This is a genomic window from Fodinibius roseus (assembly GCF_900129315.1).
Lineage (GTDB): Bacteria > Bacteroidota > Rhodothermia > Balneolales > Balneolaceae > Fodinibius > Fodinibius roseus.
Genome location: NZ_FQUS01000013.1, coordinates 85,704 through 100,761 on the forward strand (window position 1 = coordinate 85,704; position 15,058 = coordinate 100,761).

Here is a 15,058-nt window from a genome sequence, read left to right on the forward strand (position 1 = left end):
CGTACCTTCCGGGGCTTTCCTGAGACCGGGATCCCTCTCCCCTGCAGCCGGAACCCGAGACTGTGTCTGTGTCAGGGTTCAGCCACGCAGCAGCCGCAGGGCAAAATAGAGAACGGCCAGCCCCAAAAGAAGGTTTAATCGTCCCAGCCAGCGCGAAAGCACTCGCATACTTTTCGCCCGATCACTATCCGGTTGTTTGTCCATCAGCTCTGCGGCTTTGGGACCCGCATAGAAGTCGTGGATCCCGCTTATGATCAGGACCGCGGCAAACAGCTGCATCTTGATAAACAGCTTGCCTCCAAAAACATCAATCCAAAATGAAGCGGTCAGCAGCTGCTCCGTGGTATATCCGCGCGTTAACAAATTCGTGATTCCCGTAATTATAAGAATGATAAACAAAATCCATGAAATACGGCTGAATTTACGGCCGATCAGGGCAAAAAAAGCCCCCTTCTTCTTTTTCAGCAAGGCGTGTCGGGAGGCGGGTACCAGTACGCCGGCTGTAAAAAGCATACCGCCGATCCAGAAAATCGCCGATAGCAAGTGGATAAATACGGACAAGTGATACATTTCAGATCATAAATTATTTACGGGACTCATATCCCTTCTGTGAGAATTTTCACAACCGGTGTCTCCCTGGGCCACTTCCCTGCGACAGAATCGGTTGCACAATAATGAAGGTAACAGCCACTGAAATGAAGGTGGCAGCCACTGACGTGCCATTGCTGCTAATGTTCAGAAAAGCATCTTTCCTGCGGCCGGCGGAGTTCAACATGGGAGAGCAGGTTTTTAAAAGCCTCTCCTCAATAAAAAAGGCAGCTGGTTACCAGCTGCCTCTTTATAAATCAGATTAATTGCATGCAAATGTTGAAATCTTATTCAACGTTTAACGTCCCCCGCATGCCGGCTGCATAGTGTCCGGGGAACGAGCAGACATACTCATATTCTCCGGTTTCTTCAGGAGCCGTAAACGTAACTTCCACGGTTTCACCGCCGCCCGCCAGTTCAGTGTGAGCAATAATTTGGTCGGACATATCAGCAGGGATATAGTCGTTATCCTTGGCCTGCGAGGCGGCATTGACAAAGGCATCGACATCAGCCGACAATGTTAGCAGTACGAAGTTATGGGCCATAGCCGTGGCCGGAAGATCGCTTTCGGTAGTGAGGACAACACGTATTTCCTCACCGGGCTCGGCTGATATACTTTCAAGGAGCAGGTAATCGCCTGTTTCACCGCCGGTGGAAATACCGTCTTCGTCACTTTCCACTGCAAACTTCATTTGGTCAATGCCGATTATTTCAATAGTACGAACTCCGGACTGATCCGCCGCACTACTCTGGGCTTCTGTAGTAGTCTCGTCAGCTTGCTGTTGCTGGTCGCCTGAACCGCCGCCGCATGCCGTGGTGATAAAAAACATGAGAGGCAATAGGTAAGTTAGGTATCGCATAATAGTTTATATATAGTTTAATAGTTTTAAATTCGATTAGAATTCTAAATATAAGGTTCTAATCAATACAAAATGTAGTTAATTTAATGTTGCTTCAAGCGTAATATTGGTCGCCGCCAGAGCCTTGGAAACAGGGCAGCCTTCTTTGGCCCCTTCGGCAATTTCCCGGAAGGTATCTTCATCAATATCCGGAACGTCGGCTTCGGTGATAAGCTTGATCTCGGTAATCTCACCCTTGCTGCTGTCAAGGGTCACCTCGGCTTTGGTTTTGACCGATTTCGGTTCATAACCCGCTCCGTCAAGTTCATTGGAAAGAGCCATCGAAAAACAACCGGCGTGTGCGGCTCCAATCAGCTCTTCGGGATTGGAGCCCTTACCATTTTCAAACCGCGAAGCAAAGGTATAGTTCCCTTTATAGGAACCGCTTTCCAGCTCCATCGTCCCGTTTCCACTCTTCAGATCACCATTCCATTGTGCATTTGCTTTTTTTGTAGGCATAATACAAGATATTTTAGTTAGTCATTATGTGTTAGTTATAAGGTATTTAAACAGAATTTAATTTCCTTTATTTCGTACTTTTTCTACTTCTTAGAATGACACCGGGGCATCATTTCCTCCAGCTTGTGCGAAAACGTCTCCCATACTCGCATCCGGGGTGGACGTCCCCGGTCTGTACCTCTGCTAAACCCTTTGGCTTCTCAACCGTCAGGGGACGTTGAACGGAACGTACAGCAGATGGTTCATTCATGGTTGCAAACGGTTATAATCATTAGAGAATTACGCATGTTTGTTCTGGTTCATGGAACGTTGGCGTCGTTTCCGGAGGGCGTCCCACAACAGAAAGAAAAGGATGCCCCCCAGAAACAGGAGGATGGCCGCCACGTTCCCGTAACTGCCTGCTTTCCTGACGGCCGGCAGCCAAAACAGGTCACCCGCCACCCGTATCAGCAAGAATCCGTGCAAAAGTAGCAGCGGCCCGTAAAAGTAGGGGTGATAGGGGACCAGCTTCCCGGAAAGCGACGGGATGATAACCGAGGCGTGGGCAAAAATCATGCTGAATACAAAGCCCACGAATATCATGTGCAGCAGGGCGTCGTACAGGGGACCCGCCGTGGGAAAGCCCTGCCAGAGGCTAAAGAGTCCCGCCAACACCAGCCAGCCATAGCCTGTCAGCAAGCTGATGGCACTGTAGCGGGTCCACTCCACCGACCGGATGGTGCGGCGGGCCACATCATATTTAAAAAGCCAGCCGGCCTGTGCGATGAGGGAAACCGAGGCCGCGGCCCACCCGATCGGACGGTTGAGATGAGTAAAAGCTATTGCGGTTATCCAGACGGCGATAAGTGCTACAAACAGGTGTTGAGCGCGTTTGGGGGGACGCATGATGCGATTAAGTTCCAGCCGCTCCCCGAAGATGGTCAGCAATGGAAATCCGGCCCACCAGGCCACAAGGTTGAAAATGGGCATATCAAACAGGAAAAGGATATTGCCGACCAGCAGAGCGGCTGCTCCCAGGGCCATAATTAGGTGATGAGCCACCGGCTGCATGTTATAGAGGTAGAGCATGATCGCCAGCAGGGAAAGGGATCCGGCGATAACCAATAACTTCGCCGGGAACGTAAAGCCGGAAAGGACCAGGATGGTGGAAAAGCCCAGCAGCAGCGGCGCCATATACGCCCACTTTTTCTCCAGCGCGGCCGCCCGCTCCAATCCGATAAGGGCCCCCAGAAATCCGTTGATCATGAGCGGGCCGTGGGCCATGGGGGAAATAACGGAAGCAGTCCCCGCCAGGAATCCCAGCCGAACCAGTCCGGCATGCAGGCCGCTTAACAGGCCGATCGCTGCTACTGCGAGCAGGCTTACCAATATATATGTCGAAGCTTTGCGGGAGGTCATCAATGACTAATTACTGCAGGGTCTTTGGAAAAACATGGCGAAACCGAAATCAGGACTTCTGTGCCCGCGGCGGCGGATGCGCAAAGAATTCAACCTCCCCGTCAATCATATCCACCGTCCAGTCCGGCTCCCAGACCAGCGTTGTCTCATACTCCTCGATTTCTTCGATGGAGCTGAGGGCTTCCTCAATTTGCTGCTGCAGGTAACGACGCATGGGACAGCCCGGCGTGGTGGTCGTATATTCCACAATCACTTTGCCATCGGCTGACATAATGTTGTAGACCAGACCGAGATCCACGATGTTGACGCCCAGTTCGGGATCGATAACATCGCGGAGCTGCCGGACAATCCTGCGCAGACTTATGGAGGGAGTGTTCCTATTCATTCTACCGGCTTTATTTCTTCTTCCCAGCTTTCGACCAGATGTTCGCGCTTGTTCTCACGGCCGCTCCACTCGTCAACTTCGGGCAGCGGTTCCTTTGCCTCGTTGATGACATGGTCGTCCCATTCTTCGGAGAGGCGATCGTTTAAGTCGATATAATCCTCCCACTCCAGGGGCACTTCATCATCCGGGAAGATCGCTTCTTCCGGGCATTCAGCCACACATGCGTCACAGTCAATGCATTCAAAAGGGTCGATCACCAGGAAATTGGGTCCCTCGCGAAAAGCATCGACCGGACAGACCGCAGCGCAGTTGGTATGTTTGCACTGTATGCAGGGATCCGTTACTACGTAAGCCATAAAGCCTGAATGATCATGATTTCCAATTGCTTCGCCTTTAAGGTAGGAGTCCCGGAAATCAATTTCAACTATAAAAACGGTTTTAACCTTTTTTATTGATTTATACGACAATCCTCGGTATTTTACCTATGCAGTGAAAAACCGACACCGTTATCACAAGAACATGAAGAAGATCAAACAATCGTTGGACCACCTGACGCCCGGTGCCACCCTCTCCCAGATTGCTTCGGCCCACCGGCGAGTCAATGACCTCTTGAGGTCTATCGGCCTGGACCCCTCCAGCCGCAGTGATGAAACCTTGCGGGCTGTTTGCCAGCAGCGCCAATGGAATGAATCGGAAGTACTTCACTGGATCAGGGAGAAAACCCTCGCCTCTTACGTTCACCGCCCGGAGGAGGTCCGGCCGGAGGAACCGGAGCGTAGTACCAACCTGACGAAATGGTGTGAATATATAAGCGAAGGATTTCATCCGCTCAATATTGAACTTCTGAATGAGATTGCCGACACTTTCCCCAGGGTCGCCAAAGTGCACGGCAACCAGTATCCCCGGCTAAAATATATGTGCGGGCATTTCAAAAGGTTCAGCGGGGACCTGGAGCTTTATTTTAAATTCCAAAGCAAAAAGCTCTTTCCCCTTGCGGGGAAGCTTGACGACCCGCGACAACAGCTTTTGGATGGAACCATCCGTAAGCTGGAACAGGGCATCCGTATTGTGGAGAAAGATCAGCAGCGATTGCTGCAATTGATGGAGATACTCCGCGAGAAAGGCCACCAGCTTGGAAACCCGAAAGACGCCACGTTTCGCATTCTGAACCAGCATTTCAAGATGCTTGAAGAACAGCTTAAAAAACAGTTTAATGTGGGAAAAAAGATTATTATTCCTCTTATTCAACAAAAACTGGGTAGTATATAACGTTCAGCCCGTAATTCTAATTTAAACATCCGGTTATGATCAGCGGCTCAAAAAAAGAACTCCTCGATCTTATTAAGCGAACAGGCACGCTCTCTATGGACGAAGCCGTAGAACAGATCGAGCTGGCGAAAACAACGCTTCGCGAACACCTGTTGCAGCTCGAGCGGGACGGCTATGTGGAGCGCGACTATGTGCGGTCCGGCGCGGGTCGCCCCAGCCTGCATTATCAGCTTACCCCCAAGGGAAACAGCCTGTTTCCCTCTTCCGAGTCGGACCTGATCCGCGAGATGATCAGCTATTTGAAAGCTCGGGGAGAAGAAGAAACCATTAAAGATTTTTTTGACACATTTTGGGAGGATCGGTTAACAAACGCAAGAAAAAAAATAGCTGATGCACCGGCAGATAATTCGGGAGTGCGGGTACAGATTTTGATGGAAATGCTGGAGAAAGAGGGATTTATGCCGGAATACCAGATGGACGAGGAAGCAGACACCCTGACGGTCAAAGAGTGTAATTGTCCCTTTAGTGAAGTTATAAAGGAGACCCGCCTGCCCTGCAAGCTGGAAGCACTGTTTTATAAGAAATTATTCAATGAAAATGCAGAACGAACCACCTACATCGCAGAAGGCGATTATTCCTGCACTTATGATATCCCCTTATGACCCGGAAATATGTATTTTTTAATGACAATAGTATTTAATATATACTCCACTGCTGATTTATTGAATACCTAATTATTGAATAATGAAAAATCATAATAAAAATAAAAGCGTGAATCATTCGGGGACATACTCCATAGATTCGTTCATGAAAAAGTTGAAAACAAAAAATCCGGGCGAAAATGAATTTCATGAGGTTGTGCATGAAGTCCTCGAATCGGTTTGGGATATGCTGCAGGACCATCCGACCTATTTTCGTGCCAACATTCTGGATCGTATAACCGAACCCGAACGTATTATTATGTTCCGCGTGCCCTGGACCGATGATGAGGGCGAAGTGCATGTAAACCGCGGGTACCGGGTGGAATTCAATTCGGCCATCGGCCCGTACAAAGGAGGGCTGCGGTTTCACCCGTCTGTGAACCTCGATATCCTGAAGTTTTTGGCCTTCGAACAGATTTTCAAGAACAGCCTGACAACCATGCCGATGGGGGGCGCCAAAGGCGGGGCTAATTTTGATCCCAAAGGAAAATCGGACAGCGAAATCATGCGGTTTTGCCAATCCTTTATGACCGAGCTGTACCGCCATATAGGTCACAATACCGACGTGCCGGCTGGAGACATCGGCGTTGGGAAAAGGGAGATCGGCTACCTTTTCGGGCAGTACAAGCGGCTGCAGAATGAGTATACCGGTGTTTTAACCGGAAAAGCACTGGAGTGGGGCGGGAGCAAGCTGCGACCGGAAGCCACGGGCTATGGTACAGTCTACTTTGTCCGGGAAATGTTTGCCTTGCGTAACGAAACGCTGGAGGGAAAAACCGTAACCATATCCGGCTCCGGGAATGTAGCGCAGTACGCGGCCGAAAAGGCTATCCAATTGGGGGCCAAAGTGATCTCACTTTCCGATTCCGACGGAACGGTTCACGACCCGGATGGTATTGACGAAGAGAAGTTAAAGTACGTGATGCATCTTAAAAATGTGGAACGGGGACGCATTCGCGAGTATGCCCGCAAATATGATGTCAGGTATATTGAAAACGGAACGCCCTGGAACCTGTCCTGTGACGTGGCCCTGCCCTGTGCTACTCAAAATGAAATTAACGCCGATGATGCCGCAGCGCTCGTTAAAAATGGATGCGGATGTGTTGCCGAAGGGGCCAACAAACCGGCACAGCGCGAAGCAATACGAATATTCCTGGAAAACGAGGTTCTCTTTGGTCCCGGCAAAGCTGCCAATGCCGGCGGTGTTGCGGTATCGGGACTGGAAATGACCCAGAATGAAATGCGGATCCAGTGGTTGCGCAAGGAAGTAGATAGTAAGCTTGAGGATATCATGAAGGAAATCCACAGCTCCTGTGTCGCCTACGGGGACACCGGCAACGGCTATATCAATTATCCCCAGGGTGCCAATATCGCCGGTTTTATCAAAGTTGCGGATGCGATGTTACACCAGGGAGTGGTTTAATATTTTAGATAGGATATCTTATAATATATCCACACGAACAGTTTTTAAAACAGACTTAAGAGTATTAAATATCAAACAATCTATTTAATCTAAAAAACTTCAAATTTGTCAGTATTAAAAAATCTGGCAGGCCTTTAACCAGAAAATATGTTTGAAAAACAGTTTGACCTGCGATACTTCGAAATGGGTCAGCATGGAGAAGCAACGCCCGTTACTATTTTAACACTGCTGGAAGAAACCGCTGCCGACCATTGCTTGTCTATCGGGTGTAGCCTGTACGAACTGCTTGAAAAAGGCATCGGATGGGTTCTCCTGTCCGGACGTATGGTGATGGAACGCTATCCCGGGTACAAGGAAAAAATCACTATCAAAACCTGGCTGTCCAGCTTCAGGACCTTCAGGGGTATTCGGGAAAACCTCATTATCGGAGAAAAAGGCAGCATCATTGGAAGAGCCAAAGGCTTCTGGTTGTTTTTTGATATTGAAAGAAGAAAACCCGCCCGTATTTTTGATGAGATTTTGGAAGGATGGAATATCAATCCCGAGGAAAGTATCGAAGTGGACAGCACCGAGGTAAAAGCTCTTGATTCGGCAGCTTACCGCAAGGAATTTGTTATTCAACGCTTTGATATGGACTCAAACGAGCATGTAAACAATCTGCGATATTTGCAATGGGCCATGGAATCCATACCCGATGATATAATAGATCACTGTTATTTGCATACCATAGACGGAAATTTTGTGGGAGAAGCGCAATATGGCCATACCATAGAATCCCTGGCTGATCCGGTGGGTTCAGAAAAAACGTTCGTTCATACTATTAAAGATATAGATAATAATAAAGTTTGTTCGACTGCCAGAACCGTATGGAGAGAACACAAATAAACACCTTATGAGTAAAAGTCATTTACATATCAAACGCATTTACGAAGATCCTTCTCAGGATGACGGCTATCGCGTGCTTGTGGATCGACTCTGGCCACGCGGCGTTTCCAAAGAGGATGCCCAACTGGATGAGTGGCTGAAAGAAATTGCCCCATCCACCAAATTGCGCACATGGTTTGATCACGATCCCGACAAATTTGATGAGTTTTCGGATCGTTACAAAGTCGAGTTAACCCAGAAAGAAGAAGTGGTGGATCGCTTGCTCGATATAGTAGAAGAGCAGCAGGTAACACTGCTTTACGCAGCTAAAAATGAAGAGCATAACCATGCGAAGGTACTAAAAGAATTTATGGACACATCCGCTTGAAAAGCCCGGATAATTTGATATAAAAATGGAGAAAAGGAGTAACCACTACGCAGCCCGGCAAGAATGTGCTGTTTATGTTGCGGGATGCCTACTCCAAAGATCCGGACGCGCTTATTGCCAGCTCACACGTTGTTGCTGACCACTGCCAAACCATTGCCGCTGCCGACAATTACTGCTGTGAATAAAAAAGTATGATACTGATGTGGAAAACCCTTTATCGAATATGAGCACAAAAAAATATTCAATTATAAGCTTTAATAGTGTAACCATTAACAGAACAGAACTATGAGTAATACAACAAGCCCAACCCAAGAACTCGATGTACGCTCGTTAATCCCCATAAAACGGCACGAAAAACTGTTGAAGTTATTTAAGGAGCTGCCGCCGGGCGACAGTTTTGTATTTATCAACGATCACGATCCCAAACCCCTTTACTACGAATTTCGATCGATATACGGTGATGTCGTCGGCTGGGAGTACCTGCAGCGTGGGGGACGGGAGTGGACGGTGCGTGTAACGCGTACCGAGGCGTCGCAGGGACGTGAATTTGATGACATTGCTACCCTGATGGATCTCCGCAAGACGGATCCCAAAGACTGGAAATATGCGGTTTTTCATCGTTACGGGATGATGTTAAAAGAGGATACGATGGAAATTATCTCCGCGAAGGATCCGGAAGAAATTCGCAGGATTTTTAAGAGAAAATTTAATGAGGAATACACATGGGTCTATAAGAAAGACCGACCGGGAGAATACGTCATTCACGTAACCAAAAAAGAGGAAACCGATCCGGCCCTCGAAGATCTATCCATTGTCAGCAGCTTTGACGTGCGCGCGCATCTGCCTGCCAAGCGTCACGAGATGGTCTTTGATGCTTTCGATGAGCTGAATCCCGGCGAAGCGTTTGTCTTTATTAATGACCACGATCCCAAGCCGCTCTATTACCAGATGGAGGCCGAAAGCAATGAGCCGTTTCACTGGGAATACCTGGAAACGATGCCCAAAGAGTGGAAGGTGAAGGTGATGAAGCTGAAGGATGAAACTCAGTAAATAATATGAATTTCTCAATCAACTGATAGATTAAACTATTCAATTTACTGAATGGAGACCGATTCTCAGCAGCTTATATTCTTTCGCCCCAGAAGGGTATGTTATTGATTCTTATCGCAACGAACACATCTGTTTACAACGTTTTATTTCTACAAAAAAATAAGGTATTATAAGAATAATATATAAAAAAAATAACCAACTACAGTTTGCTAAACGTTAACTCAGGAATCTGTCGGACTTAGCAAAATCTACCGTGGCAAAGTCAAAAATTAATAATACAAAAGTTCTTATACTCTGTGCCGGTGATGGCACGCGCTGGGACAATTATCTGGGCGTACCCAAACAGCTTATACCCATCAACGAGGAGCCTCTCCTTAAGCGAACCGTGCGGTTGCTTTGCGACAATGGCTGTAATGACATTGCTATCATATCCCACGATGATCGTCTCAATTTAGATAGGTGTGACTTTTTTAAGCCGCCCCAATGTCGGTGGACCGTTGAAACATTATTATCAACACACCCTCTTTGGACAGAAAGAACCCTGGTGCTTCTTGGCGATGTTTTTTACACTAAGCAGGCACTGGCTACAATCCTATCGCCCAGCCAAGGCGTACAAGTATACGGGCGGTTCGGACCGAGTCTCTTTACTTTCACCCAATATGGGGAGCTGTTTGCCATTTCGTTCGAGGAAAACGATCATCATAAGATGAAGAAACACCTTAATATTGCCCGTTCTCATGCCCTTTCAGGCGGCAGAGGCAAAATGTGGGAGTTTTATCGATCGCTGGCCGGCTTTCCGTTAAATGAACATAAAAAAGATGATGAAATATTTACTTCAATACACGATTTAACGGACGATATCGATAGTCCCAAAGAATACGACAAGCTTGTTAAAAGGTATACCTATGCTGCTTCAAAAAAACCTTTAAAACGGATTCTGGTCTACTGTTGGATTCATGCAATCATTCCCATTCTATACGTAAAAAAGTTTCTGAGACCCGTTAAAAACTACACCCTGCAATTGATCACCAAATGATGGCAATCACCTATTATAGAGAACCTGTAAGAATTGTTGTCTTAAAAGGCCGGGTGAACTACTGGTTTAAGATGAACAACTATACTTCATGAAAAAAGATAGTTACGTCCGGTGCTGGTTATGGACCGGTGCCGGGTTGATTTTTCTCATGGTAGTGGTAGGCGGAATCACGCGATTGACGGGTTCCGGTCTCTCCATGTCCGACTGGAGTCTGATCATGGGCGCATGGCCTCCGATAAGTGAATCCGAATGGATGGCCGTCTTTGAGCGGTATAAGGAGTTCCCGCAGTATCAGCAACTCAACAGGGGGATGTCTCTGAGCGAATTCAAGGGGATTTTTTTCTGGGAGTATCTCCACCGGTTACTGGGACGTATTATCGGGATCGTTTTTCTTGTTCCGTTTATTTTCTTCTGGGTGCGCGGTTATTTTGATTCGAACATGCTGCGCCGGGCCTGGATTTTGTTCGCTTTAGGGGCGCTGCAGGGAGGGATGGGCTGGATTATGGTTAAAAGCGGCCTGGTCGACGCACCCTATGTAAGTCATCACCGCCTGGCCCTTCACCTGTTGCTGGCTATGATCCTGTTTGGGTTTTGTATCTGGTATGTCCTGGATCTGTATGACTCAGGTCCCCCGGAAAAAAGTAACCCGCCGACTGTTCTAAAATGGTGGTCCCTGGCCCTGCTTGTTCTTTTTATTGCGCAGGTGGTTTGGGGGGCATTTACGGCGGGACTTGATGCGGGGTATATATACAATACCTTTCCAACCATGAATGGAGACTGGCTTCCCCGGAGCGCATGGGCTCTGAAACCTGCGGTGTTGAACCTGGTCAAAAATCCCGGTACCGTTCAGTGGGTACACCGTATTTTGGGAACGCTACTTGCCGTAGCCGCACTCATCTTTTGGTGGAAACATCGCAACGCTGGCCTTAGTCCAATCATCGAACAAAAAGCCCGAATGCTGCTCGGTATGGTTTTGACACAGTACGTGCTTGGCATTTTAACCGTTATTACTCATGTGGATATCATAACAGGAGTTGTCCACCAGGCCGGGGCGCTGATGGTGCTTTTTTTCTGGATCTGGTACTATCATGATCTGATACCGAATGAGGAAAAGGGCTGATGCTATTGCCGGGTTAAGACCATAGGTTCCCGAATACTGCATACGCTGGACCCCGAAAATCACCCTATGGAATAGCGAAACTACTGTCAAAGAGGGGGACATCTGATGACAGCCCGTGACGGTCTATCCTATGGGTCCAAAGGTTCGAGCCGGGCCGAAAAGTGCCGCAACACCGTGGGACCGGATACTATTTTATACCCTCCGAGTTGCTCACGCTGTCTGAAAACCGATATAATCACCTCTGCCAGATAATCGACATGGCTTTGCGTGTAAACCCTGCGGGGGAAGGCCAGGCGGACCAGCTCCATGGCGGCCGGCTTTTCGCTCCCGTCAGGCTGTCGGCCAAACATAACGGTTCCGATTTCCACTCCCCGAACGCCCCCCAGCAGGTAAAGAGCGTTGTTGAACGACCAGGCGGGATATTGCGTAGGTGGAATATGGGGCAGGATCTTCCTGGCATCCAGATAAACCGCATGTCCCCCGGTAGGTTGTACAATGGGAATCCCCGCATCGGAAAGTTTGTCTCCCAGGTACGCAATGGATCGGATTCGATAGCGCAGGTAGTCGCTGTCGAGTGCTTCATAAAGTCCCTGTGCTACAGCTTCCATGTCGTATCCCGCCATCCCACCATAGGTGGGGAATCCCTCGGTCAGAATCTCCAGGTTCCGGCATTCCGAGGCCAGTTCATCACTGTTCAGTGCCAGGAATCCCCCGATATTGGCCATACCGTCCTTTTTGGCACTCATGGTACACCCGTCGGCATAACTGAACATTTTTCTCGCAATATCGAGAGGTTTTTCCCCGGAGAAGCCTTCTTCGCGCGTTTTGATAAACCAGGCATTTTCAGCAAACCGGCAGGCATCAATGAAAAAAGGAATGTCATATTTCCGGGCCATTTCAGAAACCGACCGGATGTTATCCATGCTTACCGGCTGACCGCCTCCCGAATTATTGGTTACCGTAATCATAATCACGGGAATGTTATCGACCCCTGTATCATGAATAGTCTTCTCCAGCTTGGCCAGGTCCATATTCCCCTTGAACGGATGCCGGCTTTCGGGTTGATGTCCCTCTGCTATCACCAGGTCCCGCGCTTCGGCGCCGGCGTGCTCTATATGAGCGCGGGTGGTATCGAAGTGCGTATTGCTGGGAATGACATCCCCTTCCCGGGCAATAGTGGTAAAAAAAATGTTTTCGGCAGCCCGTCCCTGATGCGTGGGGATGAGATGCTTGAATCCGGTTATATCCCGCACGGCCGATTCCAGTTTGTAAAAGGAGGATGATCCCGCATAGGATTCGTCGCTGGCAATCATGCCCGACCACTGTTTGGAGGACATAGCGCCCGTGCCGCTGTCCGTGAGCAGGTCAATAAGAACATCGTCCGCTTTGAGCAGGAAGGGATTGAACCCGGCCTCTTTAAGGAGTTGCGCCCGCTCTTCCATAGTAGTGAACCGGACCGGCTCAACCGACCGGATACGAAAGGGTTCTATAATCGTATCGGATTCGAATTCTTTGAGCTTCATAACATAGTTTTTCTTTTATGGGGCATCTATAACATTGATAGTAATAACCTGCATATAATCCGTTCAGAAAATACGGTTACCGTGCAACAATGTACAGGAAATTTAGCCCGGTTGCCCCATCCTCTCCACCCATTGTACGGCCCTTCAACCGGTTAGTTATTAATCTGTCATAAACAGCTGGTAGCAGTCGCGGCAGTTTTAACCAGCTATTGATCGGCTCGGTACACTTGGCGGGCGGCATTCTCGTTCATAAGCGTCCGTACGGGCGGTGATCCTAAACGGCATAAGGTTAAAGTGGCTATAAAACTTCTACCCTTCTTTACACAGAATACAAATTGCAAGCATTTTTTTCATATTCTCCTCTTTTTTTCAATATTGCGCTTGCAGGGATTGTGGCCGATGCAGCAAATGCACTACGATGGGTTGTATAAAACGTACACCACAACAAGGGTTCGGCCTGCCTATTCTTTAGGTACCCGTCTGTTAAACGTAATGTACACGAAAAAAATACAATTATGCATAAGCATTTAATACGATTGGGGACTATACTATTGGTGACAGGAGTACTGTCGGCCTGTTCAGCCGAAGACGATTTCGATCCCGAAACAGCCGAAATCGTCGGGGAAGAAACGGCAGAGTTAACGCTTCCGCCCGACGTACCTCCCCCCATTGAACGGGATCACGCAACAAAATTAATAGCAAATATGGAGGTCATCGAAAAGGAAATGCGCCTGGCCGACGGGGTTACGTACACGATGTGGACCTTTGGCGGGGATGTCCCCGGGAAATTTATCCGCGCCCGGGAAGGGGATATGATCGAATTCCACCTGCAGAATCATCCCGACAACAAACTCCCCCACAATATTGACCTGCACGCTGTAAACGGTCCGGGCGGCGGCGCCGAGTCCACCTTTACGGCGCCGGGACGTGAAACCGTATTTACCTTTCGCGCGTTAAATCCGGGCCTGTATGTTTATCACTGCGCCACTGCGCCGGTCGGCATGCACATTGCCAACGGCATGTACGGGCTTATCCTGATCGAACCGGCCGAGGGACTTTCAGAAGTGGACGAAGAATACTATGTCATGCAAAGTGAGTTTTATACCGAAGGCGACTACGGGGAGCGGGGCCTGCAGCCGTTTGACATGGATCGTGCGATTGAAGAGGATCCGGAATATGTGGTCTTTAACGGATCGGTAGGATCCATGCAGGGCGAAAATGCCATTACTTCCGAGCGGGGGGACCAGGTCCGGCTGTTTGTCGGGAACGGGGGACCCAACTTAACCTCTTCGTTCCACGTTATCGGAGAAATATTTGACAAGGTGCATTATGAGGGCGGCGATCGTGTACAGAATAATGTTCAGACGACCAGCATCCCGGCCGGGGGCTCGGCCATCGTCGAGTTCGAAACGGAGGTTCCGGGCAACTATATTTTGGTGGACCACGCTATCTTCCGGGCCTTTAACAAAGGAGCACTGGCGACCCTTGCTGTCTCCGGTGAGGAGGATGAAAATGTCTTTACCGGTCAGCAGCTGGAGCAGGTCTACCAGCCGGAAGGAGGCGCTGTTCAGGAAATACCCCAGGAAGAGCGGACGATACCCGCCGCTGAAACCCTGGAGGAACAGATGGAATACGGCAGAGAGGTATATACTTCTGTCTGTCAGGCCTGTCACATGCAGGATGGTACGGGTATTGAGGGCGCTTTCCCCCCGATAGCAAATTCTGACTACCTGAATGAAAATCCGGACCGCGGGATTAGCGCGGTCGTGCACGGACTTTCGGGTGAAATTACAGTCAACGGGGAAACCTATGACGGTGTAATGCCCCGACAAAACCTCACAAACGAGGAGGTCGCAAACGTGACCACCTATATTCTCAATAGTTTTGATAATGAAGGCGGGCGCGTTACGCCCGGGGATGTGGAACGTATCCGGGAACAGGGACCTGTTGAATAA

At 48.9% G+C, this 15,058-nt stretch carries 17 protein-coding genes and 1 pseudogene; 10 read left to right on the forward strand and 8 right to left on the reverse strand.

Features of this window, described 5'->3' with window-relative positions; translation table 11 throughout:
- Window positions 1–78 precede the first annotated feature (78 nt).
- The 7 genes from BUB16_RS12775 to BUB16_RS12805 all read right to left on the reverse strand — a co-directional run bounded on the left by BUB16_RS12775 (window position 79) and on the right by BUB16_RS12805 (window position 4,085).
- The gene (locus BUB16_RS12775; protein WP_073064874.1) at window positions 79–570 is read right to left on the reverse strand and encodes a DUF4149 domain-containing protein; all 492 of its coding nucleotides are present in this window, start codon (window positions 568–570) and stop codon (window positions 79–81) included.
- Between the two features lie 305 nt (window positions 571–875).
- Window positions 876–1,448 (reverse strand): plastocyanin/azurin family copper-binding protein, encoded by a 573-nt coding sequence (locus tag BUB16_RS12785; protein WP_073064879.1) that lies wholly within the window; start codon window positions 1,446–1,448, stop codon window positions 876–878.
- A 78-nt stretch (window positions 1,449–1,526) separates the two neighbouring features.
- Window positions 1,527–1,946, reverse strand: a complete 420-nt coding sequence (locus tag BUB16_RS12790) for an OsmC family protein (RefSeq protein ID WP_073064882.1) — start codon at window positions 1,944–1,946, stop codon at window positions 1,527–1,529.
- Window positions 1,947–2,055: 109 nt separating this feature from the next.
- Entirely contained in the window at window positions 2,056–2,196 is a 141-nt protein-coding gene (locus tag BUB16_RS21525) for a hypothetical protein (RefSeq protein ID WP_170864382.1), read from the reverse strand.
- Between the two features lie 29 nt (window positions 2,197–2,225).
- Entirely contained in the window at window positions 2,226–3,344 is a 1,119-nt protein-coding gene (locus tag BUB16_RS12795; protein ID WP_073064885.1) for a DUF8744 domain-containing protein, read from the reverse strand.
- Between the two features lie 49 nt (window positions 3,345–3,393).
- Window positions 3,394–3,729 carry a metal-sulfur cluster assembly factor gene (locus BUB16_RS12800; RefSeq protein ID WP_073064888.1) on the reverse strand — a complete coding sequence of 112 codons (336 nt, stop codon included), beginning with the start codon at window positions 3,727–3,729 and terminating at the stop codon, window positions 3,394–3,396.
- Complete coding sequence (locus BUB16_RS12805) at window positions 3,726–4,085, reverse strand: ferredoxin family protein (protein WP_073065128.1); 360 nt, start codon at window positions 4,083–4,085, stop codon at window positions 3,726–3,728. The genes BUB16_RS12800 and BUB16_RS12805 overlap by 4 nt, the downstream gene beginning before the upstream one ends.
- 163 nt (window positions 4,086–4,248) lie before the next feature.
- Between BUB16_RS12805 and BUB16_RS12810 the strand changes: the two genes are divergently transcribed.
- From BUB16_RS12810 to BUB16_RS12850, 9 genes and pseudogenes are all read left to right on the forward strand, one after another.
- Window positions 4,249–4,998, forward strand: coding sequence for a hypothetical protein (locus BUB16_RS12810; RefSeq protein ID WP_073064890.1), 750 nt, complete (start codon window positions 4,249–4,251; stop codon window positions 4,996–4,998).
- A gap of 35 nt (window positions 4,999–5,033) precedes the next feature.
- Window positions 5,034–5,660: a helix-turn-helix transcriptional regulator gene (locus BUB16_RS12815; RefSeq protein ID WP_073064894.1), complete on the forward strand. Its 627-nt coding sequence runs from the start codon at window positions 5,034–5,036 to the stop codon at window positions 5,658–5,660.
- Window positions 5,661–5,742: 82 nt separating this feature from the next.
- Complete coding sequence (gdhA, locus tag BUB16_RS12820; protein WP_073064898.1) at window positions 5,743–7,122, forward strand: NADP-specific glutamate dehydrogenase; 1,380 nt, start codon at window positions 5,743–5,745, stop codon at window positions 7,120–7,122.
- Window positions 7,123–7,269: 147 nt separating this feature from the next.
- Window positions 7,270–8,007: an acyl-[acyl-carrier-protein] thioesterase gene (locus BUB16_RS12825; protein WP_073064901.1), complete on the forward strand. Its 738-nt coding sequence runs from the start codon at window positions 7,270–7,272 to the stop codon at window positions 8,005–8,007.
- Between the two features lie 7 nt (window positions 8,008–8,014).
- Window positions 8,015–8,374: a DUF488 domain-containing protein gene (locus tag BUB16_RS12830; protein ID WP_073064904.1), complete on the forward strand. Its 360-nt coding sequence runs from the start codon at window positions 8,015–8,017 to the stop codon at window positions 8,372–8,374.
- A gap of 41 nt (window positions 8,375–8,415) precedes the next feature.
- Window positions 8,416–8,559: pseudogene (locus tag BUB16_RS22215) on the forward strand (hexameric tyrosine-coordinated heme protein); the annotation flags it as partial.
- 100 nt (window positions 8,560–8,659) lie between these two features.
- The gene (locus BUB16_RS12840; protein WP_073064907.1) at window positions 8,660–9,424 is read left to right on the forward strand and encodes a DUF2249 domain-containing protein; all 765 of its coding nucleotides are present in this window, start codon (window positions 8,660–8,662) and stop codon (window positions 9,422–9,424) included.
- A 253-nt stretch (window positions 9,425–9,677) separates the two neighbouring features.
- Window positions 9,678–10,460: a nucleotidyltransferase family protein gene (locus BUB16_RS12845; RefSeq protein ID WP_073064911.1), complete on the forward strand. Its 783-nt coding sequence runs from the start codon at window positions 9,678–9,680 to the stop codon at window positions 10,458–10,460.
- Window positions 10,461–10,548: 88 nt separating this feature from the next.
- A complete protein-coding gene (locus BUB16_RS12850) occupies window positions 10,549–11,580 on the forward strand; it encodes a COX15/CtaA family protein (protein ID WP_073064914.1) in 1,032 nt (343 codons plus the stop codon).
- 128 nt (window positions 11,581–11,708) lie between these two features.
- On the opposite strand, the gene BUB16_RS12855 is transcribed toward BUB16_RS12850, so the two are convergent.
- The gene (locus BUB16_RS12855; RefSeq protein WP_073064917.1) at window positions 11,709–13,103 is read right to left on the reverse strand and encodes a tryptophanase; all 1,395 of its coding nucleotides are present in this window, start codon (window positions 13,101–13,103) and stop codon (window positions 11,709–11,711) included.
- A gap of 515 nt (window positions 13,104–13,618) precedes the next feature.
- Between BUB16_RS12855 and nirK the strand changes: the two genes are divergently transcribed.
- Complete coding sequence (gene nirK, locus BUB16_RS12860; protein ID WP_073064920.1) at window positions 13,619–15,058, forward strand: copper-containing nitrite reductase; 1,440 nt, start codon at window positions 13,619–13,621, stop codon at window positions 15,056–15,058.

Bases quoted from the DNA above. Each gene is read 5' to 3' on its own strand.
- BUB16_RS12795 (WP_073064885.1), bottom strand. From the start codon at position 3,344: ATGACCTCCCGCAAAGCTTCGACATATATATTGGTAAGCCTGCTCGCA.
- BUB16_RS12775 (WP_073064874.1), bottom strand. From the start codon at position 570: ATGTATCACTTGTCCGTATTTATCCACTTGCTATCGGCGATTTTCTGG.
- BUB16_RS12790 (WP_073064882.1), bottom strand. From the start codon at position 1,946: ATGCCTACAAAAAAAGCAAATGCACAATGGAATGGTGATCTGAAGAGT.
- BUB16_RS12850 (WP_073064914.1), top strand. From the start codon at position 10,549: ATGAAAAAAGATAGTTACGTCCGGTGCTGGTTATGGACCGGTGCCGGG.
- BUB16_RS12830 (WP_073064904.1), top strand. From the start codon at position 8,015: ATGAGTAAAAGTCATTTACATATCAAACGCATTTACGAAGATCCTTCT.
- BUB16_RS12825 (WP_073064901.1), top strand. From the start codon at position 7,270: ATGTTTGAAAAACAGTTTGACCTGCGATACTTCGAAATGGGTCAGCAT.
- BUB16_RS12840 (WP_073064907.1), top strand. From the start codon at position 8,660: ATGAGTAATACAACAAGCCCAACCCAAGAACTCGATGTACGCTCGTTA.
- BUB16_RS12785 (WP_073064879.1), bottom strand. From the start codon at position 1,448: ATGCGATACCTAACTTACCTATTGCCTCTCATGTTTTTTATCACCACG.
- BUB16_RS12810 (WP_073064890.1), top strand. From the start codon at position 4,249: ATGAAGAAGATCAAACAATCGTTGGACCACCTGACGCCCGGTGCCACC.
- BUB16_RS12855 (WP_073064917.1), bottom strand. From the start codon at position 13,103: ATGAAGCTCAAAGAATTCGAATCCGATACGATTATAGAACCCTTTCGT.
- BUB16_RS21525 (WP_170864382.1), bottom strand. From the start codon at position 2,196: ATGAATGAACCATCTGCTGTACGTTCCGTTCAACGTCCCCTGACGGTT.
- nirK (WP_073064920.1), top strand. From the start codon at position 13,619: ATGCATAAGCATTTAATACGATTGGGGACTATACTATTGGTGACAGGA.
- gdhA (WP_073064898.1), top strand. From the start codon at position 5,743: ATGAAAAATCATAATAAAAATAAAAGCGTGAATCATTCGGGGACATAC.
- BUB16_RS12815 (WP_073064894.1), top strand. From the start codon at position 5,034: ATGATCAGCGGCTCAAAAAAAGAACTCCTCGATCTTATTAAGCGAACA.
- BUB16_RS12805 (WP_073065128.1), bottom strand. From the start codon at position 4,085: ATGGCTTACGTAGTAACGGATCCCTGCATACAGTGCAAACATACCAAC.
- BUB16_RS12800 (WP_073064888.1), bottom strand. From the start codon at position 3,729: ATGAATAGGAACACTCCCTCCATAAGTCTGCGCAGGATTGTCCGGCAG.